21 protein-coding genes are annotated in these 21,043 nt (G+C 52.8%); 11 read left to right on the forward strand and 10 right to left on the reverse strand.

Annotated features, from left to right (window positions below):
• The first annotated feature begins 135 nt into the window (after positions 1 to 135).
• From ACFZPT_RS00620 to ACFZPT_RS00645, 6 genes are all read left to right on the forward strand, one after another.
• Positions 136 to 990: a TnsA endonuclease N-terminal domain-containing protein gene (locus tag ACFZPT_RS00620; protein ID WP_039593186.1), complete on the forward strand. Its 855-nt coding sequence runs from the start codon at positions 136 to 138 to the stop codon at positions 988 to 990.
• Positions 987 to 3,155 (forward strand): Mu transposase C-terminal domain-containing protein, encoded by a 2,169-nt coding sequence (locus ACFZPT_RS00625; RefSeq protein WP_039593187.1) that lies wholly within the window; start codon positions 987 to 989, stop codon positions 3,153 to 3,155. Before ACFZPT_RS00620 ends, ACFZPT_RS00625 begins: the two co-directional genes overlap by 4 nt.
• Complete coding sequence (locus tag ACFZPT_RS00630; RefSeq protein WP_039593188.1) at positions 3,152 to 4,612, forward strand: ATP-binding protein; 1,461 nt, start codon at positions 3,152 to 3,154, stop codon at positions 4,610 to 4,612. Before ACFZPT_RS00625 ends, ACFZPT_RS00630 begins: the two co-directional genes overlap by 4 nt.
• A 16-nt stretch (positions 4,613 to 4,628) precedes the next feature.
• On the forward strand, positions 4,629 to 6,296 hold the full coding sequence (locus ACFZPT_RS00635; protein WP_073470823.1) for a TnsD family Tn7-like transposition protein: 1,668 nt from the start codon (positions 4,629 to 4,631) through the stop codon (positions 6,294 to 6,296).
• Between the two features lie 374 nt (positions 6,297 to 6,670).
• Positions 6,671 to 8,302: a TniQ family protein gene (locus ACFZPT_RS00640; RefSeq protein ID WP_230082024.1), complete on the forward strand. Its 1,632-nt coding sequence runs from the start codon at positions 6,671 to 6,673 to the stop codon at positions 8,300 to 8,302.
• Between the two features lie 187 nt (positions 8,303 to 8,489).
• Complete coding sequence (locus ACFZPT_RS00645) at positions 8,490 to 8,822, forward strand: DUF2790 domain-containing protein (RefSeq protein ID WP_039593249.1); 333 nt, start codon at positions 8,490 to 8,492, stop codon at positions 8,820 to 8,822.
• 305 nt (positions 8,823 to 9,127) lie between these two features.
• Here ACFZPT_RS00645 and ACFZPT_RS00650 read toward each other — a convergent pair whose 3' ends face one another.
• The 6 genes from ACFZPT_RS00650 to ACFZPT_RS00675 form a co-directional block, all read right to left on the reverse strand.
• Positions 9,128 to 9,595: a DUF411 domain-containing protein gene (locus ACFZPT_RS00650; protein WP_039593193.1), complete on the reverse strand. Its 468-nt coding sequence runs from the start codon at positions 9,593 to 9,595 to the stop codon at positions 9,128 to 9,130.
• Positions 9,585 to 10,388 (reverse strand): cytochrome c, encoded by an 804-nt coding sequence (locus ACFZPT_RS00655; RefSeq protein ID WP_039593194.1) that lies wholly within the window; start codon positions 10,386 to 10,388, stop codon positions 9,585 to 9,587. Before ACFZPT_RS00655 ends, ACFZPT_RS00650 begins: the two co-directional genes overlap by 11 nt.
• Before the next feature lie 9 nt (positions 10,389 to 10,397).
• Positions 10,398 to 11,372: a copper resistance protein B gene (locus ACFZPT_RS00660; RefSeq protein ID WP_039593195.1), complete on the reverse strand. Its 975-nt coding sequence runs from the start codon at positions 11,370 to 11,372 to the stop codon at positions 10,398 to 10,400.
• Positions 11,344 to 11,592, reverse strand: a complete 249-nt coding sequence (locus ACFZPT_RS00665; protein ID WP_143170045.1) for a hypothetical protein — start codon at positions 11,590 to 11,592, stop codon at positions 11,344 to 11,346. Before ACFZPT_RS00665 ends, ACFZPT_RS00660 begins: the two co-directional genes overlap by 29 nt.
• Positions 11,593 to 11,604: 12 nt before the next feature.
• The gene (locus tag ACFZPT_RS00670; RefSeq protein WP_024014918.1) at positions 11,605 to 13,581 is read right to left on the reverse strand and encodes a copper resistance system multicopper oxidase; all 1,977 of its coding nucleotides are present in this window, start codon (positions 13,579 to 13,581) and stop codon (positions 11,605 to 11,607) included.
• Between the two features lie 177 nt (positions 13,582 to 13,758).
• Positions 13,759 to 13,965, reverse strand: coding sequence for a co-regulatory protein PtrA N-terminal domain-containing protein (locus ACFZPT_RS00675; RefSeq protein ID WP_019816895.1), 207 nt, complete (start codon positions 13,963 to 13,965; stop codon positions 13,759 to 13,761).
• 383 nt (positions 13,966 to 14,348) lie between these two features.
• On the opposite strand from ACFZPT_RS00675, the gene flgB reads away from it, so the two are divergent.
• On the forward strand, positions 14,349 to 14,762 hold the full coding sequence (flgB, locus tag ACFZPT_RS00680; protein WP_019816894.1) for a flagellar basal body rod protein FlgB: 414 nt from the start codon (positions 14,349 to 14,351) through the stop codon (positions 14,760 to 14,762).
• Between the two features lie 110 nt (positions 14,763 to 14,872).
• Here the strand turns inward: flgB and ACFZPT_RS00685 are convergent, their stop codons facing one another.
• Positions 14,873 to 15,073, reverse strand: a complete 201-nt coding sequence (locus ACFZPT_RS00685) for a heavy-metal-associated domain-containing protein (RefSeq protein WP_019816893.1) — start codon at positions 15,071 to 15,073, stop codon at positions 14,873 to 14,875.
• Between the two features lie 360 nt (positions 15,074 to 15,433).
• On the opposite strand from ACFZPT_RS00685, the gene ACFZPT_RS00690 reads away from it, so the two are divergent.
• The 4 genes from ACFZPT_RS00690 to ACFZPT_RS00705 are packed head-to-tail and all read left to right on the forward strand — an operon-like array spanning position 15,434 to position 17,276.
• The gene (locus ACFZPT_RS00690) at positions 15,434 to 15,709 is read left to right on the forward strand and encodes a metal/formaldehyde-sensitive transcriptional repressor (protein WP_019816892.1); all 276 of its coding nucleotides are present in this window, start codon (positions 15,434 to 15,436) and stop codon (positions 15,707 to 15,709) included.
• 20 nt (positions 15,710 to 15,729) lie between these two features.
• Positions 15,730 to 16,662, forward strand: a complete 933-nt coding sequence (gene dmeF / locus ACFZPT_RS00695) for a CDF family Co(II)/Ni(II) efflux transporter DmeF (protein WP_019816891.1) — start codon at positions 15,730 to 15,732, stop codon at positions 16,660 to 16,662.
• Between the two features lie 39 nt (positions 16,663 to 16,701).
• Positions 16,702 to 17,073 (forward strand): hypothetical protein, encoded by a 372-nt coding sequence (locus ACFZPT_RS00700; RefSeq protein ID WP_045061253.1) that lies wholly within the window; start codon positions 16,702 to 16,704, stop codon positions 17,071 to 17,073.
• Positions 17,074 to 17,075: 2 nt separating this feature from the next.
• On the forward strand, positions 17,076 to 17,276 hold the full coding sequence (locus ACFZPT_RS00705) for a DUF1289 domain-containing protein (RefSeq protein ID WP_019816980.1): 201 nt from the start codon (positions 17,076 to 17,078) through the stop codon (positions 17,274 to 17,276).
• 20 nt (positions 17,277 to 17,296) lie between these two features.
• Here the strand turns inward: ACFZPT_RS00705 and ACFZPT_RS00710 are convergent, their stop codons facing one another.
• From ACFZPT_RS00710 to ACFZPT_RS00720, 3 genes are all read right to left on the reverse strand, one after another.
• On the reverse strand, positions 17,297 to 19,654 hold the full coding sequence (locus tag ACFZPT_RS00710; RefSeq protein WP_024014913.1) for a heavy metal translocating P-type ATPase: 2,358 nt from the start codon (positions 19,652 to 19,654) through the stop codon (positions 17,297 to 17,299).
• A 180-nt stretch (positions 19,655 to 19,834) separates the two neighbouring features.
• A complete protein-coding gene (locus tag ACFZPT_RS00715; RefSeq protein WP_019816982.1) occupies positions 19,835 to 20,368 on the reverse strand; it encodes a plastocyanin/azurin family copper-binding protein in 534 nt (177 codons plus the stop codon).
• 157 nt (positions 20,369 to 20,525) lie between these two features.
• The gene (locus ACFZPT_RS00720) at positions 20,526 to 20,879 is read right to left on the reverse strand and encodes a co-regulatory protein PtrA N-terminal domain-containing protein (protein WP_024014911.1); all 354 of its coding nucleotides are present in this window, start codon (positions 20,877 to 20,879) and stop codon (positions 20,526 to 20,528) included.
• Between the last annotated feature and the right edge of the window lie 164 nt (positions 20,880 to 21,043).

The following is a 21,043-nucleotide window of genomic DNA, read 5'->3' on the forward strand; positions in this document are numbered from 1 at the left end:
TGGATTCATCGCTTCAACTTTTACCGGGTGTAGTCTGGAAAATGTTTTGAATACGGCCGCTTTGGCAGTCGTGTCCTTCTACGACTTTTTCTCGACGCGAGGTGAAGCGGTCCGCATCGACTGAGGAGGCGTGGGTTGCGAGGTCGTAAATTTGCATCACAGCAGGACATTGAACGGCACATTGCAAATGGATTTGGCGAAGGCGCCGGGGCAAGCTACGTGCCTTGGCTGCGGGTACAAGATGTCCCGTCGATTGGTCGTTCGCACAAGATCCAAGGTGTGAGGATCGAGAGGATTCATCACCTCCTGTCAGATCTCGAGCGTTCTTACTTTCTTGTGTGTGAATTTTCTGAAGACGTCGTGGATATCCGGGAGCAATACCCGTTACTACCCACAGAGCGTGCGCAGGCGATAGCGTCGGCGATCGATGTACGTTATCCAAGATACCCTAGAACAACACTGCCTTATGTGATGACAACAGATTTCCTGTTAACTGTTAAGGACCCGAGCGGAAACTTCAAATCGGTAGCGAGGACGGTGAAGTATCGTTCCGATTTAGTTGGCAGCGGCAGTAAAAGAACGCTTGAAAAACTTGAGATTGAAAAGCGCTTTTGGGAAAGCCAAGGTGTTGATTGGAAAATCGTCACAGACGAATTTGTGACACGGGATTTGATCAAAAATCTTGGACTTATCAGAAAATACTCGAAGCTCTCTCGTGATTTAATGAAAGCCCCGTTGCATTCGAATTTTATCGAGTGCCTAGCAAACTCCCGGGAATATTCGTGGACCTTGGCCACCTGTCTAAGAAAAATAGCGTCCCTTCTTTCCATTTCCTACATAGACGCTCAAGCAATTTTCTTCCATCTGGTTTGGAACAAAATACTGAAAATAGATTTGGTTAACACTCCTCTCCACCTTACTGGTCTAGTCCCTGACTTCGAAGTTTCCCCGAGCCCTGTCCAAGTATCGTTGAAGGAGAAAATGTCATGACTGTTCTCGTTAATGACGTCTTCGAGCCTGTAACCGATCTGTCGGTCATCGCTACGATAGCCAGGCTCCTTTACCACGATGAAACGCAAGACTTAGCAGTTGTGATAGATCTAGCTGACCCACCCCGACAGCCGTACGCGGTTGGTCTGGAGGAGCTGCGTCGCTCGATAGCGTCTGGTCACACCAAACCAGCAGCCATTACCACGCCAGAGTTTATGCTTGTGCTTGAGGAACAGTTGGATGAGAGAGCCAAGCAAGGCCGGGACGAAAAGTGGGCCGTCATCGCCCCTCTGCTAGATCCTGAATACCCAGGACAAATATTTGTACGAGGTGAGTTAGGCCGACTTGTTAGCAAACGGGCGTCAGAGCTCGGAATCCAGCGGAAAACCATCTATCGGCTTCTTTACCGCTATTGGTCTTATGGTCAAGTTCGCAACTCATTGCTTAACAATTATACGGCAGTAGGTATTGCCGATAGAAAATATGATCCGAGCAGGCCACCAGGGCGAAAGCCTAAATTTCAAGGCGTTCTTACTTCGCCTTCCAAGATGCTCAGTGCCGTTGATAAACGATGCATCCGTGTTGGATATGCTCTTTATGTAAGAGATAAGAAATCTTCTATTTCGAGCGCATATGACGAAATGTTGAGACGATTCTACTCTGTTCGAGACATCTCCAAAAACAGTGAAGAAGAGCTTCGTTTGTTGCCTAGTTCAGAACTCCCCAGCTTGAGGCAGTTCCAATATTGGGGACAGATTTTTTTCGACGAGATTGCAACCGAGCGTGGCCGTAAAGGGTTGAGAAGGTGGTTAAAGGATTGCCGTCCGCTTTCAGGTACCGTTCGCGATTGGCTGCGTGGACCCTGTCATCAGTTCGAAATCGACGCAACGATTGCCGATATTTATTTGGTCAACAGCTACTCTAGACGGATGCTCATTGGTCGGCCCGTCGTTTATATCGTAGTGGATAGTTTCTCCGGAATGATTGCTGGTCTCTATGTAGGATTGGAGGGCCCTAGTTGGAATGGGGCGAGACAAGCGCTGTTCAACGCGTTTACCTCCAAAGTCGAGTTCTGCGCTCAGAACGGCGTTGAAATCAATGCAGATGATTGGAATTGTCACCACCTGCCCCACCAGATTTACGCCGACCGGGGAGAGATGCTGTCACTCGCAGCAGAGGGGTTATCCTCAGGATTGGGAATTGAGATGGGCACTGCTCCACCTTATCGGCCTGATTGGAAGCCTATGGTAGAAAGTCGGTTTGGCATTTTGAATGATTTGACGGGTATCAGATGGCTACCTGGCGGGGTGGCTGCGCGGGACAAAGAGCGCGGCGAGCGAGATTACCGGCTCGATGCCACGCTGAATCTCAAAGAGTTCACCCAAATCCTCATTAATTGCGTGCTCCACTATAACCGGCACCATCGACAGCCTGACCGACTGACTCAAGCGATGATGAATGACGGCGTTGAACCTACGCCCAACGGGATATGGAATTGGGCCTGCGACAACGACCTGATGGAATCCAACAAACGTCCCGACGAGCTGGTTTATCTCCACCTTTTACCCCGTGAGCGCGCGACCGTTCAAAAGGGCGGAGTGATGTTTCGCGGCATGCACTACGTGTGTGATATGGCCATAGAGAAAGATTGGTTTGCCAAGGCTCGCAAAGGGGGCGTTTGGTCAATAGAGTGTTGGTTCGATCCGAACTCTGCGGCACACATTTGGATTCAGGGAGAGGCCAAGCAGTTTATCCGTTGTGATCTTCGACGATCGGATGCCGGTTACGCGAATTACCGCTCGGACGAGATTTTTGATCTGCTCGAAGCCTATCGCCAAAAACCGCCTACTCGCCGGCGAGCCGAGCTGGAAAGCCGTGTGCAGCTTAGCGATCAGGTCCACCAGATCATCAGTCATGCACTCGCAGAACGAAAACTGGAACCTGCTCCGCCCACCAAGGCAGAGGCCACTGGAAACATCCGCGAGAACCGCGCAGAAGAACGTCTCCGTGAGCGTGAAAATGCGGTTGTTCCTGAAGGCGTCAGGGCGGAGCCAGCTTCACTTCAATCTGAATTGACACCGAAAGCGCATGATTCATATGCCGGCGAGCGCACTGCGCAGGTTATCGATTTGCTCAAAAGAATTCGGCCAGGACAGGCAAAATGAAAGGTGCACAGACGTTTGCCAATTACGTCAGACAGGACATTAGTGAGTATGCGGGTAACCCGCTTATCGAAGCTTTGCCTCCGATATTGTCAGAGGCGGCGGCTGTTGAGCTGATCTCGAATTTTCCTCAGCCGGTGGATCCGAAAGAGCTGACTCTCGAAGGAGCCACTCGAATTCACTGTATCGACCGGCTAAGAACCGTGGTACAGCCGTTCTTGCTACATCTGGAATTGGAGGCCCTGTTCTCACTGCTCATTCGTCGAGGGTATGTTGGGCGTAACCCGATGTCGCCCGCTACCGTCCGGCATTTGCATTCTTTATCTGGGGCTCAGCGTTACCACGATGCGTTCAAGTCCACTGCAGAAACGTTTACCGTCGTTGGCCTGAGCGGCATTGGCAAGTCAACGGCACTCCACGCCATTTTGAGCCTTTATCCACAGACAATCCGTCATGAGCGCTATGAGGGAAAGCAGTTTGTTCATACCCAAATCACATGGCTGAAGCTTGACTGCCCTCGGGATGGATCGCTGGCTGGATTTTGTCAGCAGTTTTTTTATGCGGTGGGTGACGCTCTAGGAGACAAGGACTACCACAAGCGCTACAGGCATCGAAACATCAATGATGCGCTGCAACAGATGGAGCAGGTGGCCAGCACATTTTTCATCGGCGCCTTATTGATCGACGAGCTGCAAAACCTCCACCTGGCGAAAACCGGTGGTAAGGAGAGCATGCTGAATTTTTTTCTGCATTTGGTAAACAACATTGGTATCCCGGTCGTTTTCAGTGGCACGAATTCGACGATTAGCTTGTTCTCTGAAGCCATGCGGACTGCCCGCCGAGTCTGTGGTGCCGGTACGCTCGAATTCAAACGCTTCGAAAAGGATGATGAGGAGTGGCGGTTGTTGGTCGAAAATCTTTGGAGCTATCAGTGGTGCAAACAGACTGCTGAGCTGACCGACGAGATTTTTGACATGCTGTATGAGCACACTCAAGGCGTCACAGATTTCCTGGTCAAGCTGCTGGTATTGAGTCAGCGTTATGCGGTCCAGAGTGGCTCGGAGTGTTTGACTGCTGAGATCCTGGTGAAGGTAAGCAACTCAAAAATGCAGATTCTAAAGCCAGCCCTTTCAGCTCTGCGTAGCCGAGATCCGAAGCGGATGCGGCAGTTCGACGATTTGCTGCCGATTGAGGATCAGCTGAGCGAAATGATGGTCTTCGATGGTTTGGCACGAGAGGATCGCCTTGCCTTGCTTCGAAGCGTTGTATCCCGTGAGAAGCCGGCAGACCCATCTCCAAGCATCCTTGCGAAAGACCACCCATCGCCGATTGCTACTGCTGTGGAAAGCTCAGAGGCTAAAGCGCTTAGCGAACATGACGCTCCCCTCGACGCTCTGCGCGCTGCGGGCTGGCTCAACGAGGACCTGTTTGAGTTCTCACCGATGTATCACAAAGCGTGAGTCAGAGGGTGGTGAAGTGCACCTTAAACTCCATTTCTTCCCCGCCGCGTTTCCCGACGAGACGCTGCACAGCGTGATTTCTCGCTACACCCGTCTTTGTGGTGTTCGTAATTGCCAAGCAGCATTTGCCGGACTGAAATCGGCGGCAGCATTTTCACAAAATGTGGCATTCCCGAGCCATCTAGGGGATTTTGTCGACGCGCTACCCAGCGGTACCGAGCTATCGGTAGCCGAGGTCCTCATGCGCCACACATTATTACCCTACTATGCGCCGTTTTTGAGGATGAGCCAGGTTGAACACGCTCGGACGCTGATGACCGCTGATGGGAAAGGCTTGATGTTAAAGCTGGGCGTCAACGCGAGCCGTATTGGATTCGCCTCCCGAGTGCGGTTATGCCCAGAATGTATCGCCCAAGATCAGGCTCAACGGGGAGTCGCTTACTGGCACAGGGTCCACATGCTTCCAGGCGTGCTGGTATGTCCGCATCACGGCACGTCACTCAGGATCCTTGATCCTCGCTGGTCCAGCCGCAGCTCTCGACAACTCAATCTGCCCAATGATGGGAATGTGCAAGCACACACAGTACTCCTCGACACCCCGTTGCGGTGCATGCCGCCGCTTCACGAAATAGCTTTGCGCTCACTTCAGGTCCTTGAGTCTGAAGTCACTGCTTTGTCGGCGGAGGCGGTGCGCTGCACGCTTTTACACAGGGCAACGCAGCTCAACCTTGCTTCTGATAACCATCGCTTGCACCTGCACATGCTGGCGGAGCACATGACCGATTTTTTTGCCGCACTCCCGCAAGAATGGGAATTTTCTATACTCGGGGAAGTTCGTGCAGGTACACCCGCCTCATGGGTCACCAAGCTGCTTCGTACGCCTATAACCTCCCACCATCCGCTCAAATACATTTTATTGGCTGGTGCTCTGGGCATTGACATGGTGAGCTTGCTGCATGGCCAATGCCCTGTGAAACAGGCGGTGGCATGTGGCCCGGAAGCTCACATTAGACTTCCCACGCGTCCTTCTGCGGTGATGCCTGGTCAAGGCCTGGACTGTTCGTCAGCCGCTGTGTGGAGACATGCTCTTGAAGGAGCTGATGCCAAAAAGATCGCTGCGGTTCTAAGCGTTTCATTGGCGTATGTCTATCGTCACATCCGAAATGTACCTGGCGGGCAAGATGATTGGAGGGAGGCACGATTTCACATTGAGCTATGCGCAAGACGCGCGGCTTTCGAGGCTGATTATCGATTTTACAAAGCACATGCATGCAGGGGGTATGCGTGGCTGTATCGCCACGATAGGCAGTGGCTTTCGGAGTCTACTGCAAACCCAAGCCCACATCGTACCCCTCGTCTAAATAGCACCGAAATGTTCGCTGCCCTCGATGCGAGACTGGCCGGCGAAGTCCGTCAGTGTGCTGACGCGCTTTATGCTCTTGCGGGTAAGCCTGTCCGCATTTCGCGTACGAGGATTGGTCGTGAGCTTCATGTCCTATCCCGCTTCGAAAAACAGCTCTGCAAGCTTCCTCTCTGTGCAGCGATGCTCGACAAAGTATGTGAACCAATCGAAGGCTTTCACGATAGGCGTCTGCGATGGGCTAGATGCCAATTGCTCTCGGAGGGCAAGCCTGTATCACGTTCTTCGCTCTACCGGGTCGCGAGCATTCGACCCATGCTGTAATCCAGCTGGACATTCCCCCTCCATCTAAAAAAGTTCTAAATCAATTCACCATAAACCCATTATTTTGCTGTTAATGAAAAAATTCACCTCCAGAAAAGGTCCGGCATACCATCACGATCAGCATGTAAACGTACTAACCCGCGATCAACCGAAATAGTTTTGCAACCGGCATGGGCTGACCTACGCGGGTTTATCGATACGTGTTTTGTATTCGAGGAATACGGGCGCGGCAGGATTTAGATGAATTCACTACGATTCAAAGTTGAGCGGCTGTGTCATTTTCAAATCCAGACCGGATACAGAATTTTAGGGGTTGCATATATACTGCCCCCGGATGCACATTCTCTTCGAGCCCTACCTTTAATCGGTAAATGATGTCTGATCTATTATTTTTCCCCGTTTCGATGCCGGATGAAATGCTTTACTCTCGTGTCACCCGATATCACTATCTGTCAGGTAACAGAACCGCGACGGAAACCTATCGCGATTTGTTCGCATCGAAACCCTTTTGCATCGGTGGCATCGTACCCAAGCAGATCGAGAGGCTCGCGCACAGGCTGCCGGGGCAATCGGAGAGCAATCTCGCAGAGTTGATCAGTAGCAATACTACTTTTCCTGCTTACCGGCCGTTTCTTGGCGTTAAGCAGGGGCCGGAGAACGACGTAGGGCCACTGGGTTATGACGGGGTGGTACGGGTGCCCCGCAGAGAAGAGTCCACCCATGGCAAGGCTAAGCTTTGTCCTACCTGCGTTCAGGAAGATCTGATTGAGCGGGGTTCTGCCTACTGGCATCGATCTCACCAGATACCCGGTGTTGCCGTCTGTTGGCGTCATGGCGACGCATTGATCCATGCCTGCCCCGAGTGCTCTCGCCCGTTCTACCGTAAATTGAAGCTGCTTCCCAATCTGACTGAGCCATGTGCATGCGGCTGGAGCCCGTTAAACAGCGCAGCAATACACAAGGGGTCAAAGATGGAACAGAAAGTCGCTCTGTTCGCACACGATATCCTGCAACGCAATATCCCTCCGATAGGCAGTACGGTATTGAGTTCGTGCTACGTCCGCCAATGCAAGAAGCGCGGATTCATTTTCGGAAAAAATGCGGGTATTGCAAAACTGTTCGACAGCATCCAAAGCGCTTACGGCGACGAGCTTTTGGCGCAAATTGATCCGGCCTATAACACCGGGAAGCATGAGCAATGGATCCGGCTCAAATCAGACAAAGGTCAGCTAAATATGCCGCTCGCGCGGCATTTGATCATTGCTCTTCACTTGTTTTCCAGTGCAGATGGCTTTGAAGAGGCTCTGAAAAATGAGTCTATCCTGCTGAGTGCCGCTGTTTCTCCGCGAGCGCCCAAAGTCGAAGAATCGCGTCTAAGCCAAAAAACTAGATATCGCCAAAAAATCGAGTTGCTTTTAGCGCTACGTACCGATGCCGATATCGAGTACCTCTGGAAGAAGGCGTACAAACCTACGCAATGGATTCTAGAAAATGATAACGCATGGTTAATGGCAAAACTCCATGCACCTAAAAAAGCTACAGTTAAGGTCGAAAAGTCCATCGACTCAAGAGACGACGCCTATGCAGCCCTTATCGAAGCGGGCGTAGATGAGCTGTATAAAGTTACGAAAGATCCGAAGAGAGTGAACATTCGGAATTTACAATCGCTGCTCCCAGGTTCGTTACCTCATGAGCTGGATCTACGCAAGCAGAGGTTCCCTCTTACTTATCAACAGATCAAGATTCATCAGGAGTCAGTATGGCATTTCCGTCTAAGAACTTTAGTGTGGACTGTCTCTGAACTCATCAGGATGAAGCTCCCCGTGAATTACTCGACGGTAAGATTGACCTCAGCGGTATCAAGCAAGGTTTTCCTGGCTTTTTGCAGTTTCTTCGAGTGGGATCTGGAAAGCCTGGCAAGAACCGGGGTCGACGCGGAGGTCCTGCTCAGGTCTACCGGCGTATCGAGGAATTGGGAGGGACCACCGGTTCAAATAAGCTTTTGAGGGCATCTTTGTTCCGTCACCGTCTGCCAACCTTGGGTGTTAACAAAAATCCTATCTGGCTTGAAAGCGTAAATGCGGGGTAGCGTCCACCTTTCACATTAGTAACCTTCGCGGCAGCTTTCTGAAAGCTTTCACTTGTTACTCTTTAACTCAGTAAATTGAGCTTTAGGAGAAAATCATGAAAGCAATGACAGCAGTGAAAGCGTTTTGCGCCGCTTCGATTTTGACCTTATCTTCATTAGCCATGGCTGAAGGAGGCGGTGACCGCGTGTATGGTCGAATGATGCAAGAGAACCAACAAGCAATGGAGCAATATGCCTCAAGGAACGGCAAGACTCCTCCTGAAGTTGTTCATTATGAATATGGTATGAACCTCGATATCCAGAAGGTCGTCAGTGTCACGCAAGCCAATAAAACCTGTGGGGTTGCTCCTTCACGCATGACCTATGAAGACTCTACGGGCAAGCTTAACACCGTGGAATATAAGGTCATGGCCGACAACTGCCCCCATGGAAGCTAGACAATGAAAATTATTTAAGAACTGCATAATTTTCCTTTGTCCGAAACTAGCTTACTGCTCGCTGACGTAGAAGTAATTTTCAGGAAAGCCTGAAGTTATCCACTTTATGAAATCATGTCCGTCAGTCGAGGGGTTTCTAACGTGCAGTAAACAATTGCTCGACCACCTGATACATCCCGCCTCCTTGTTTTTCCTTTGGTTTGGGAGGTGGCTTAGGCGCCCTAGTGGCGCCTTTTTTACGTTCGAAATGAGCTATGTCCTCTGCACGGCCATGACCTTCACCATGCAGGAGCGAGATTAGAAGATCAGTTTTCGGGGTATTCAGCGACGACGTGGTCTGTGCCTGCCTTTGACAAGCCGATTACCTTATACGCGTCATGTTTCCCGTCCACTTCCATTCCTGGGGAGCCGGCCGGCATGCCTGGAACGGCAATCCCGAGCAGGTCATCACGTTTGCTCATCGCAATGATTTGCTCGGCGGGCACGTGACCTTCAACAAACTTTCCGTTGATGGTTGCTGTGTGACAGGACGAGAGCTCAGGAGAAATTCCGAAACCGCGCTTGATCGCGCTCATGTTGGTTTCCACGTGATCAACGACGGTAAAGCCGCTGGCTTCAAGGTGCTGGACCCATTTCTTGCAGCACCCGCAATTAGCGTCGCGATGTACATCGATCGTCAATGGCTCTGCTGCGTGACTGGCTGAACTGATGAACAGAGCCACGAAAGCAGCGAGACGAAGTGCCCGTCTGCGACGAAGAGAATTATTTCGCATGGGTATGTTCCTTCCCATCAGTATGTGTATGTGATTTGGGCTGTACGGTTGGAGTCGGGGCCGCGTCATCTGAAGCTTCCCTACCCTTATGATCGGCGTGGTCAGCAGGCTCCTTTGCAGATGGCGCTGCGGAGGGGCCATGGGCATGTGCCGTGTTTTTCTCGTCATCATGAGCGCGGACTTCCGCCCTTTGGTCGGCAGCACCTGCGCCACTTTGCCCCTGGATCGTTCCATGCTGACCCTCATGGTTGTGCATCACGCTTTCGCCACCACCGTGTTGATGGCCACTGCTACTCGTGATCAGAGCTTTGTATTGCTCTGCATCCAGTGACGGAAGCTGCTGGAGAAATGCAACCATCCCCCATACGTAGGGATCGGCCATGCTTTTGCCCCACGCGGGCATGCCGGTGGATTTGATTCCGTGTTTGATGATCCAAAAAGCTGCAGCTGGGTGCCCGTCGACGCCCAGTTTCGAAAGATTCGGAGGTGCAGGGTAAAGGCTGTTACTCAGTTCGGTGCCTGCAAGCCCCGGAGCCAAATGGCAACCGACACACATCGAGTTGTAGTTGCCAGCACCTTCACGGATGAGAGCTTCTTGGCTCAGGTCGGGGACCTGAATGTCGCGCGAGCGCACGTGTATCGAGCGATCCCGAGCAATAGAAAGTAGCGCGTAGACGGGGGCAGAGTGGGGATCATCCGCCCCGACATTGATCACGCCGAAATACACCACGCCGGCAGCCGCTGCTACGGTGGCCAGACCAGCAGCTATTAGTGCCTTCAGTGTAATCTTCATGCCCGGTTCTCAGAACCACATCCGTATACCGGCGACAAAGCGTGCCTCGCTGGCATCTTCACCTTCCTCACGTGCAAAGTCTGCCGTATTGCCATAGGAACGGCTCCAACTCACCCCGATATAAGGGGCAAATTGGCGGACAATCTCATAACGCAATCGGAGCCCCACTTCGGTGTTGGCTAATCCGGACCCGATGCCGCGCTGAGGGTCATTCTTCCCATAAAAATTGACCTCGGCCGTCGGCTGCAAGATCAATCGATTCGTCAGCAGAATGTCGTAATCGCCTTCCAGTCGAGCAGCCGATTGACCGTTCTCACCGATGTAGGCAGTTGCTTCGGCCTCGAAGTTGTAGAGGGCCATGCCCTGAATGCCGAGTGCGGCCCAGGTTTGAGGGGACCCTGGTTTGAAATCCTGTCGTACACCGGTGACGACGTCCCACCACGGTCCGATGGAGTGCCCCCAGAGCGCGGATAATTCAGCGCTTTCCGTCACGCCATTGGTACGTTCGCCTTCCGAGCGCAACCACAGTCGATCAATGTCACCGCCGATCCATCCTTTCGCATCCCAGGCCAACGCACTACCGTTGTCAGCATCCTGGTATTCAAACTTATCCAGCAGCATGAAAGAGTTGATTGTTTTGTCGTGGACACCATGACCAGCGACATCTGGGAAGGCGGCTGCACGGTCAGCATCGGTAAGAACGGGGATAGGGGTTCGACTGGTTGTCGTCGTCCCTTCATCCATACTTTCCATGCCGGTCATTTGACCGTCGTCCATTTTCATCTTGCTGTGCTCCATAGCCCCCATGTTGCTATGGTCCATCGCTCCCATGGAGCCATGGTTCATCTTGGAGTGATCCATCTCTTCAGCGGCGTGAGCCACGGCAAAGAAGACAGGACTCGTAGAAACTGCCAATACCATCAACGTTGGGCGTAAAAAATTCCTGGTCATGATCTCAATCCGCCTTCTTGTTTTCTTGGTCATGATCCATCGACTCATGGCGCATCTTGGTATGAGGCATCGTCGCGTGATTCGGCGTTGCCTCGTTTGACGTGGTCGCAGTCTTGTTCGGCGCATCCGCAGAAGTAGCAGGTGAAGGATCACCACGTTCTTCGACTGCCAATGCTACGCAGGAGAATCCACCCATCAGGCCAAAGGCAAAGAGGCAGCCGACCAGCGATTTACGATTTAGGTGTGTGCTCACAGATCGTCTCCTTTACTCATCAACCCGTACTTCACGGAACATGCCCATTTCCATATGGAAAAGCAGGTGGCAGTGATAGGCCCAGCGACCTAAAGCATCGGCGGTGACTCGATAGCTGCGCTTGGTACCCGGTGGCATGTCGATTGTGTGCTTACGTACCATGAACTTGCCGTTTTCATCTTCAAGGTCGCTCCACATTCCATGAAGGTGGATGGGGTGCGTCATCATGGTGTCGTTTACCAAGGTGATGCGAAGACGCTCCCCGTACTTGAGGCGAAGGGGCTCAGCATCAGAAAATTTGATGCCGTTGAAGGACCAGGAAAACTTTTCCATGTGACCGGTCAGATGCAGCTCAATGGTGCGATTGGGCTCTCGGCCATCAGGGTCCTGGAAAGTGCTCTTCAGATCTGAGTAAGTGAGCACGCGTCGACCGTTGTTCCGCAAACCGATACCTGGATCGTTCAGTTTTGGCGTTGGGTTCATGGCCTGCATGTCAACCAACGGGTTGTTGGTTTCGGACGCTGGGTGAGATTGCATCTCGCCTCCCATGCCCCCCATGCCTCCCATCTGGCTGTGATCCATGCCGGCCATGTTGGGCATGTCACCTTTGTCCATCCCCGCCATCTTGCTGTGGTCCATGCCGGCCATGTTGGACATGTCACCTTTGTCCATACCTGCCATCTTGCTATGGTCCATGCCGGCCATATTAGTCATGTCACCACTGTCCATGCCGGTCATCCCGGTCATGCCACCTTCGTCCATTCCCTGCATCTTGCTGTGATCCATGCCAGCCATACCTGACATGTCACCCGGTTTCATATCGCCGCCGCCCATGCCAGCCATGCTGCCATGGTCCATGCCAGCCATACCGCCCATGCCCATGTCATCCATGGTCAACAGCGGACGCGGATCGATCGCCGGTACCGGTGCTTTCAGTCCTTCACGAACTGCCAAGGTCCCCCGCGCATAGCCGGTTCTATCCATGGACTGGGCGAAGATTGTGTAAGCCTCCTCGGTGGCAGGCTCAACAATCACATCATAGGTTTCTGCCACGGCGATGCGGAATTCATCGACACTGACTGGTTGGACATATTGGCCGTCGGCCGCCACCACGGTCATTTTCAAACCAGGAATGCGAACATCGAAATAGCTCATCGCTGAGCCATTGATAAAGCGCAGGCGCAGCTTCTCGCCAGGCTTAAAAATACCGGTCCAGTTGCCGTTCGGCGCTTGGCCATTCATGAGGTAGGTGTAGGTATCCCCGCTGACGTCTGCCAGATCAGTGGGGTTCATTTTCATTTCGGCCCACATTTTCCGGTCGGCGACGGCAGCAGACCAACCTTGCTTGCTGACGTCGTCGATGAAGTCGCCCACGGTACGTTTGTGGTGGTTGTAGTAGTCCGATTGTTTCTTGAGTTTGGCCATGACGCGACCAGGATCCTCATCGGTCCAGTCAGTCAGCATCACCACATAGTCGCGATTGTATTGAAACGGCTCAGGCTCTTTCGAATCGATGACTATTGGCCCGTAAACACCGGCCTGCTCTTGCAACCCAGAATGGCTGTGGTACCAGTACGTGCCGTTTTGATGCACCTTGAACTTGTACTCGTACATGCCGTCGGGCGCGATGCCATGGAAGCTCAAACCCGGTACACCGTCCATGTTGGCAGGCAAAATGATGCCGTGCCAGTGAATGGAGGTATCTTGCTCCAGACGGTTTTTCACGCGCAGAGTGACCGTCTCGCCTTCGCGCCAACGCAGCAAAGGCCCCGGCAACGAGCCATTGATGGTCATGGCTGTGCGCGGCGAGCCAGTGATGTTTACCGGCGTTTCACCAATAAACAGATCAAATTCGTTGCCGGTGAGGACGCTCGGCAGGCCGGGACTGGTCACTGCCCATACAGGAGTGCGCCACAGACCAAGGCCACCAAGGATGCCGCCGGCGGCCAGGCCTTTAACGAATGTCCGTCTAGAGGTTTTGGAATGCATGCCGTTTATTTCCAATCAGTCAAAAGGGAGCCGTTCAAATCAACCCGTGAGTTGGCAAGATGAGCTTCGCGTACCGAAAAAAAGACGAATTTTTCATTGCAAGCGAGCTCAGAAATTGCCACATCTAAACCACCTTCGTGATTACATTTCTGTCAGCTTGGCCGCGTGCCTGATCGTTCAGCAGTTTTTATGGTCCATCGCTTTGGCTTTGCTTTCAGCGACAGGCGGTTGAGCGCTCTGCGTTTGAGCTACCTGGTACGATTCCATCGAATTCGTCCTGGCCACTTCCATACGTGCGAAAGTCCGGTCACCACCGCCTTCAGCCATGGCCAGAGTGGAAACAGTCAGCGCTGCGACGACGAACAAGGTTTTGATGGTGTTCATATGGGCTACCTCAGATGTGTGAAAATATCCCCTCTGAATCACATCATGGATTGGACTCTTTGGGGGTGAGCAAAAGACTCAGTTGGACTATAAGAGACACCCCCTGTCAGGAAGCTTAGGCCAATATTACAGTTGTGTCAGTTTGGAATATTTTTCTTGAAGTACACGCTATTTAATACGTATGGTCTCCATCTTTTCGCATTGCGCGACTTTTATTGAATATAAGATTGAAGTGTAATCATTGCTTTGGGTTCCATTAATTCTCACGGAGGCGATGTTCTAGGTCTCTGCATTAAAATTAATAGGAGACTTGAATGCTCTGCTGCAACAGCTGGGTGTTCAATGATCAAAGAAGATAGTAATGCCACCGAGGGTGATTGATTGTGAGTATTAATTTTGAGAAAGCATTAGGCTCCGCAGAAAGAGCGTTAGTTTATCGTGGCCAAAGAGCTGAGATCTTAAGTAACAATATCGCGAACGCTGACACTCCGAACTTCAAAGCCCAAGACTTGGATTTTTCTACTGTGCTCGCCAGCCAAACCAAAGAACCTGCTACCACTGCGTTTTCTTTGAAAACAACAAACGCAAAGCATTTTCTTAAGAAAGAATCGGCGGTGGCTATATACGGGCGCGACTTGCTTTACAGCACGCCGGCTCAGCCTGCCTTGGACCAAAATACTGTCGATCAGCAGGTCGAGGTCGCGAAATACACGGAAAACGCGATACGTTTCGATGCCGCTTTTACTCGGCTAAATGGAGCATTCAAGGGTTTGCTCAAAGCTCTGCGCGGTGACTAGCAGCATAGGCGCATGCGAGCCAACTTTGGCCGATACAGCGGCTCAGGTACTTTCGGATTCAAAGGTATTCACCATCAGACGACGCTCTACTCAGGAGCAGGCGTCTCCATTCAATGGCTGATCTTGGAAGGAAAACCAACAGCCTCCACAGCTTTACGGAGCTGTTCAGCGTTTTCGCTACTTTCAACACTCACCTTACCGGTTGATCGATCGACGGAGACCGTAGCGTTGTCGTCCAGTGCCTGGATCGCTCTGGTGATTTTGCCGACGCAGCTGCCGCAACCAATGCCTGATACATCTAAGACGACCATGTGAATTACCCTCGTGCTGAGCGGTGTCTTTTCCCCGCAGCGACAGCATCGACGTTGACACCATGGCAAGGTCAACGATTATCTAATCAAAGCCGTGAGCGCAGATTTCGAGAAGTTTTACGGGACTTGACCACTCGGCTGCTAATTAGCTCGCTACCATTTGAACGGTTTCCAGGAGTGCGCCCTATTGTTCTCGTCGGTAAAGGTCGGCTAACGGCAACATTGCGGCTCTCTCGCTTGATCCAACGATTTTGTATGCCTCTCGTTTCGTCAACGGCTTTGATCTGTCCTCCCGCGAACCTTGCATAGGTATAGGGGGAGGCCTATCATGCGACCCTATATAGGTAGGGGGGGTATAGCGTGGGTCATATCGCATCACACAAAGACGATCTTCTTAAACGTGTAAAACGTATTGCCGGGCAAATTCAAGCTGTTGAACGAGCATTGGAATCGGACTTCGACTGCGCCAAGACACTACATCTTGTTGCGGCCACTCGGGGTGCCATCAACGGGCTGATGGAGGAGATCATCGAGGATCACGCACGAGCACATGTCGCGAACCCCGCGCTCAGCGAAGAAGAGCGTAACAAGGGCGTCGAAGAGCTTCTTGAAGCTATCCGCCGGTACTCCAAGTGAATGCATCCAGGTAAACACGTATGAGCAGGACCGACATCGATTACACACACGACCACGTGTTTCTAGGCTCAGCGCACGATGAGAATGCCAAGCGTACGCTTTGGGTTGTAGCACTCACGGTGGTAATGATGATCGGGGAGATCACCGCCGGCTATATCACGGGTTCGATGGCGTTACTGGCCGATGGCTTCCACATGGCAACCCATGCCGGCGCATTGGGCATCGCGGCGGCCGCTTACGGATACGCAAAACGCCACGCTACCAGCCAGCGCTACAGTTTCGGTACAGGAAAGGTTGGAGACTTGGGCGGGTTCGCCTCGGCGCTGATTCTTGGCATGATTTCGTTGGGCATTGGCGTTGAATCGTTCATGCGTTTGTTGCAGCCAACACCGGTTCAGTTTGGCACCGCGACCCTCATCGCCGTTGTCGGTTTGCTCGTCAACATTGTCAGTGCCCTGCTGCTGGGTCATGGGCATGGGCATGGGCATGGACATGGACATGGGCACGACCACGATCACCCTCATGCCCACAACGGAAACGACAACAACTTGAGGTCCGCCTATGTCCACGTCGTTGCAGACGCGCTGACGTCGATTCTGGCCATCGCTGCCTTGCTTGCCGGTCGATATCTGGGTTGGGTGTGGCTCGACCCGGTCATGGGTATCGTCGGCGCTATCGTTATCGCGCGTTGGGCCTGGACCTTGATGGGGGTAACTGCGGGCGTGTTGCTCGATCAGACCGACGCGCACGTTGCCGAGGAAATCCGCGAACTCGTTGAGAAACCTGGTGGCGCTACCATTACAGACTTGCACGTTTGGAGGGTGGGACCTCAAGCGTGCGCGGCGATCGTCAGCGTTCTAGGTGAAGCCACTGTGAACGCCGAGAGCATTCGTGAGCGTCTCAAAACAGTTCACGAAGTCAGCCACCTGACCGTCGAGTTCCGGCAGACATGACTCAGCGCCTGTCCAGCACAACCTCTATAGGACACACCGATGCCGCCCGGTAAACGTGAACTGGCTCGGATCGAGCGCCAGTTGATCGTCACGCTCACCGACGCGTGCGAAACAGCAAAGGACGAGATAAAGGGGTTTATTTGGCTCACTCACACCGCTGACCTAAGTGCGTTGGCTGAAACCCTGAAGGTCATCTGGGTGTTCGAAACCCTGGCTGACAGGAAGCGGGCCGAGATTGACGCGAAGGCCCGCATCTTTGAGTTGACGGCGATCGCCTTGAAAGAGGCCAATCTTGACCTGCCTGTTTCAGACCGCAATGTCCGCTTTGACTCGGAGCAAGAGTGCCAACGCACGCACATAGGCGACTGGAAACGTCGCGTGGCTCAACTACATAAAGCTAAGGGGGACTGACCATGGCAAAAGAAATCGAGAATCCTTGTATCTCGGTTTGCCAACTCAGTGGTGATCTGTGTGTGAGCTGCGGGCGGAATAAGGAAGACATCAGAAAGTGGAAGCGCATGAAGCGGCCCGAAAAAATGGCCGCTGTGCAAAGGGCGAATGCGCGCTTAAAGGGATTGAAGAAAGCACATGGATCGCCATTCCCCCCGAGTTAAAACCGCTGCAATTTTGAAGGTCAGTCAACTCGGGTATTCCTCAGCCTCAATGCATTGAAAACTACCGACGCGGAACTGACGCTCATGGCTATGGCAGCGATCATTGGCGACAGGAGGTGCCCCGTCAATGGATAGAGCAAACCAGCGGCAAGAGGTATACCCATTGAGTTGTAGAGAAAAGCAAAGCCCAAATTCTGGCGCATGTTTTTAACTGTGGCGACCGAAAGAGCTCGTGCTCGTAAGATCCCCATCAGGTCACCTTTGACCAGCGTGAGTTGCGCGCTATTCATCGCCACGTCAGTCCCCGTTCCCATGGCTATCCCCACATCTGCTCGCGCCAGGGCCGGAGCATCGTTGATACCGTCACCTGCCATGGCCACTTTTCGCCCGTGTTGCTGTAGGTCTGCCACCAGACGTTCCTTGTCTTGGGGTTTGACTTCACCGTGGACCTCTTCAATCCCCATCTCCCTGGCGACAGCCCGAGCGGTAGTAAGCCCGTCCCCAGTAGCCATGATGATTTTCACGTTGTGAGCCTTAAGCTTGGTGACGGCCTCTTTTGAGGTTGGCTTGATCGGATCTGATACGGCCAACAAACCTGCCAATGCGCCGTCGACGGCGAGGTAGATAATACTGATGCCGTCAAGTCGCAACACCTCAGCGCGCTCTTGTAGGGAGTTGGTGCTCACGCCTGCGGCTTCCATCAACGCTGTGTTCCCCAGCTGGAGCTTCTTGCCATCGACAACGCCACTGACGCCGATACCCGAATCCGACTCAAAGGATTCGGGCTTGGTGAGCTTTATGTTCTCGGCTCGGGCGTGATCGACGATCGCATGTGCTAAAGGATGCTCGCTGCCCTGATCAAGGCTGGCAGCCAGGTGAAGGACGTCGTCGGGATTGAAGGTGGGAGTGGCCTCCACGCTGTGAAACACGGGCCGTCCCTCTGTCAGGGTGCCTGTCTTGTCGACAATCAGCGTGTCGATTCTGCAAAGGCTTTCAATTGCACTGGCATCTCTGAACAAAACACCCATGCTGGCTGCTTTACCTGTCGACACCATGATCGACATAGGCGTAGCAAGTCCCAACGCACAGGGACAAGCGATGATCAGCACGGCGACAGCGTTGATTAGACCAAACACCCAACTGGGCTCAGGGCCGAAAAGCCCCCAACCGATAAATGTCATTATCGCAATCGCGATAACACCCATCACGAAGTAGCCGGCAATCGAGTCGGCCATTCGTTGCATCGGCGCCTTGGAACGCTGAGCTCTCGCGACCATCTGTACGATCTGGGACAGCATGGTTTCGGCACCGACCTTCTGGGCCTCCATCACCAGGCTCCCATGCGTATTCAGCGTGGCGCCGATCAGGCTATCTCCAGCTTTCTTCATTACCGGGACTGGCTCGCCAGTGAGCATCGACTCATCCACCGCACTTTCACCCTCAAGTACCGAACCATCAACTGGCACCTTTTCACCCGGTCTGACCCGTAAGTGGTCTCCCAGGTGCACATGTGTGAGAGGAATGTCTTCCTCCTGGCCATCGGCATTGATCCGGCGTGCAGTTTTGGGCGAAAGGCCGAGAAGAGACTTAATGGCGGCGGAAGTTTGTGATCGGGCTTTGAGCTCAAGGATCTGGCCAAGCAACGTGAGCGAGATGATGACCGCTGCCGCTTCGAAGTAAACGCCGATACGTCCATCTTGCATGAAATTGGAGGGAAAACTTTGGGGGAAGAGCGTTGCTATGACGCTGTACAGATAAGCTGCGGCGGTGCCCAACCCAATCAGAGTCCACATGTTGGGACTGCGATTTTTAACCGAGGCCAGTCCCCTTACAAAAAAAGGCCATCCTGCCCATAAGGTCACGGGTGTCGCCAGAGCGAACTCGATCCAGTTTTGAGCCGAACCATGAAGAAGTTGTAACGAGTGACCCGCCATCGCGAGCACGGTTACGACCACGGTTAAGGGCAGCGACCACCAGAAGCGGCGATTGAAATCCCGGAGTTCAGGATTTTCTTCTTCATCAAGCGCCGGCATGACAGGCTCTAGTGCCATGCCACATTTAGGACAGTTACCGGGGCCGGTCTGCCGTATTTCAGGATGCATCGGGCACGTAAATTCAGTGCCCGTTTGTACCGCAGACTCCGGCGTTGTGCTGCCTGACTCGTTGCGCACCACGTGGCCACTGTAGCGCTCAGGGTCCGCTCGAAACTTCTCCTGACATTTCAGGCTACAGAACCGATACGTCTGTCCCTGGTAAGTCTCAGCAAATTTACTCGACGAAGTGACTGCCATTCCACACACCGGGTCATGTAGATCAGCATCATCCCGGGAAGCAGCATGGGTGTGATTATGGTCGTGATGGCCAGAGGTGGTAGGCATGTCTATTCCCCTTGTAAGGTGCTACTAGAAATGAGCATATTCAGTACAACGCTGATTTGCGGCTCCACAGTGGTGCGGTGATGTTTCCGCACGGACCCCGGCTGAGAAGCGTTGCTATGTTACTTGCGACTTAGCGTAGCCAACTCTTGCGTCGGGCCGGCAGAAACAGCCGACTCCGGTTTATTTCAGATCAAATTCGCCGACCATTCCCGATTGGTAATGCCCCGGCACGTTGCAGGCAAACTGAAGCCCTGCACTGTCGTTGAAGGTCCAGATCAGCTCTTGGGTTGAGCCAGGCTCAATCAGGACACTGTTAGGGTCGTCATGCTCCATTGCGACCATCTTCATTCCGCCCATGCCGTGGCTCATGCCGCTCATCTTCCCGGTACCGGTAGGGCTTAATGTTCCGTTCTTGAACATGCTTGCCATTTCTTTCTGGTGTGCTGCATGAGCAGCGGCTTTGCCGATGTTGAACTCATGCAGCAGCGAACCCTCGTTGCGAAGGACAAAGCGGATTGTTTCACCAGGTTTTACGTCAATGCTTTTAGGCTTGAAAAAAATGTCGCCCATCTCGACCTCTACAGTGCGGGTAACGTCAGAGGCCACACCAGGCTGGCCTATGTCGTCTTGTCCATGCCCAGCATTAGCCATAGCCGTAGCAGCGAAAAAAAGGGTCATTGCTGCGATGAACGGGGTAGCGAGCGTAGTTTTCATGGTGACCTCAGGAATACGTGGGAACATTGGCTATGCTAATGATGCTCAGCTGCCAGCTAACTGACTTGGGCATTACTTCTTTGTCAGTTTTCTAAATAGATACGGCGTCCAATTGACGCCGCAACAAGATGCTGACAAGTACTTATCCTGGGGGCGTTTATTGATGGTTTTCTGAAAGCATCAATTTGTGCTCGCGCTGCATCTGGCGCAAAACGTCGTCAACAATTTTGTCGTGCTTCTCCATCCAGGCTAGATGCTGTTGGGGTGACATTGAGGCATCTGGGTGATCGTTGTGGAGCTGGCTCATGATGTCGCCAAGCATCTTCATGTGTTCTGCCATGTGGACGTGACGCTCTCCTTCAGGGGCTTGTTCAGCTTTCATCAACGTGGCCTCGGCCTTGTCGCGCAAACCTTCCATACGCTCAATCACACGATCTCCGCCGCTTTCAGCCCACACAGAAGCCGAGACCAGTATCGAGCTTACAAAAAACAGCATTTTCAGGTGGTTCATCGGGGTAGCTCCTCATGAGGGAATCCGACTTCCATACGATTCATCGCTCAGAGGTCGGTCGAGCACCAATGAAGTGCTCATGTCTGAACCCTAGCCAGCACTCGCTGACATCTACCTGAAGCCAAGATTACTTTTCTGTCAGTTGCTGGTTGGCTGCCAGTTTT

Origin of the sequence: Pseudomonas sp. MD330_10 (genome assembly GCF_042610415.1) — a bacterium.
Lineage (GTDB): Bacteria > Pseudomonadota > Gammaproteobacteria > Pseudomonadales > Pseudomonadaceae > Aquipseudomonas > Aquipseudomonas rhodesiae.

Bases quoted from the DNA above. Each gene is read 5' to 3' on its own strand.
- ACFZPT_RS00625 (WP_039593187.1), top strand. From the start codon at position 987: ATGACTGTTCTCGTTAATGACGTCTTCGAGCCTGTAACCGATCTGTCG.
- ACFZPT_RS00630 (WP_039593188.1), top strand. From the start codon at position 3,152: ATGAAAGGTGCACAGACGTTTGCCAATTACGTCAGACAGGACATTAGT.
- ACFZPT_RS00640 (WP_230082024.1), top strand. From the start codon at position 6,671: ATGTCTGATCTATTATTTTTCCCCGTTTCGATGCCGGATGAAATGCTT.
- ACFZPT_RS00645 (WP_039593249.1), top strand. From the start codon at position 8,490: ATGACAGCAGTGAAAGCGTTTTGCGCCGCTTCGATTTTGACCTTATCT.
- ACFZPT_RS00650 (WP_039593193.1), bottom strand. From the start codon at position 9,595: ATGCGAAATAATTCTCTTCGTCGCAGACGGGCACTTCGTCTCGCTGCT.
- ACFZPT_RS00655 (WP_039593194.1), bottom strand. From the start codon at position 10,388: ATGAAGATTACACTGAAGGCACTAATAGCTGCTGGTCTGGCCACCGTA.
- ACFZPT_RS00660 (WP_039593195.1), bottom strand. From the start codon at position 11,372: ATGACCAAGAAAACAAGAAGGCGGATTGAGATCATGACCAGGAATTTT.
- ACFZPT_RS00670 (WP_024014918.1), bottom strand. From the start codon at position 13,581: ATGCATTCCAAAACCTCTAGACGGACATTCGTTAAAGGCCTGGCCGCC.
- ACFZPT_RS00675 (WP_019816895.1), bottom strand. From the start codon at position 13,965: ATGAACACCATCAAAACCTTGTTCGTCGTCGCAGCGCTGACTGTTTCC.
- ACFZPT_RS00685 (WP_019816893.1), bottom strand. From the start codon at position 15,073: ATGGTCGTCTTAGATGTATCAGGCATTGGTTGCGGCAGCTGCGTCGGC.
- dmeF (WP_019816891.1), top strand. From the start codon at position 15,730: ATGAGCAGGACCGACATCGATTACACACACGACCACGTGTTTCTAGGC.
- ACFZPT_RS00700 (WP_045061253.1), top strand. From the start codon at position 16,702: ATGCCGCCCGGTAAACGTGAACTGGCTCGGATCGAGCGCCAGTTGATC.
- ACFZPT_RS00705 (WP_019816980.1), top strand. From the start codon at position 17,076: ATGGCAAAAGAAATCGAGAATCCTTGTATCTCGGTTTGCCAACTCAGT.
- ACFZPT_RS00710 (WP_024014913.1), bottom strand. From the start codon at position 19,654: ATGCCTACCACCTCTGGCCATCACGACCATAATCACACCCATGCTGCT.
- ACFZPT_RS00715 (WP_019816982.1), bottom strand. From the start codon at position 20,368: ATGAAAACTACGCTCGCTACCCCGTTCATCGCAGCAATGACCCTTTTT.
- ACFZPT_RS00720 (WP_024014911.1), bottom strand. From the start codon at position 20,879: ATGAACCACCTGAAAATGCTGTTTTTTGTAAGCTCGATACTGGTCTCG.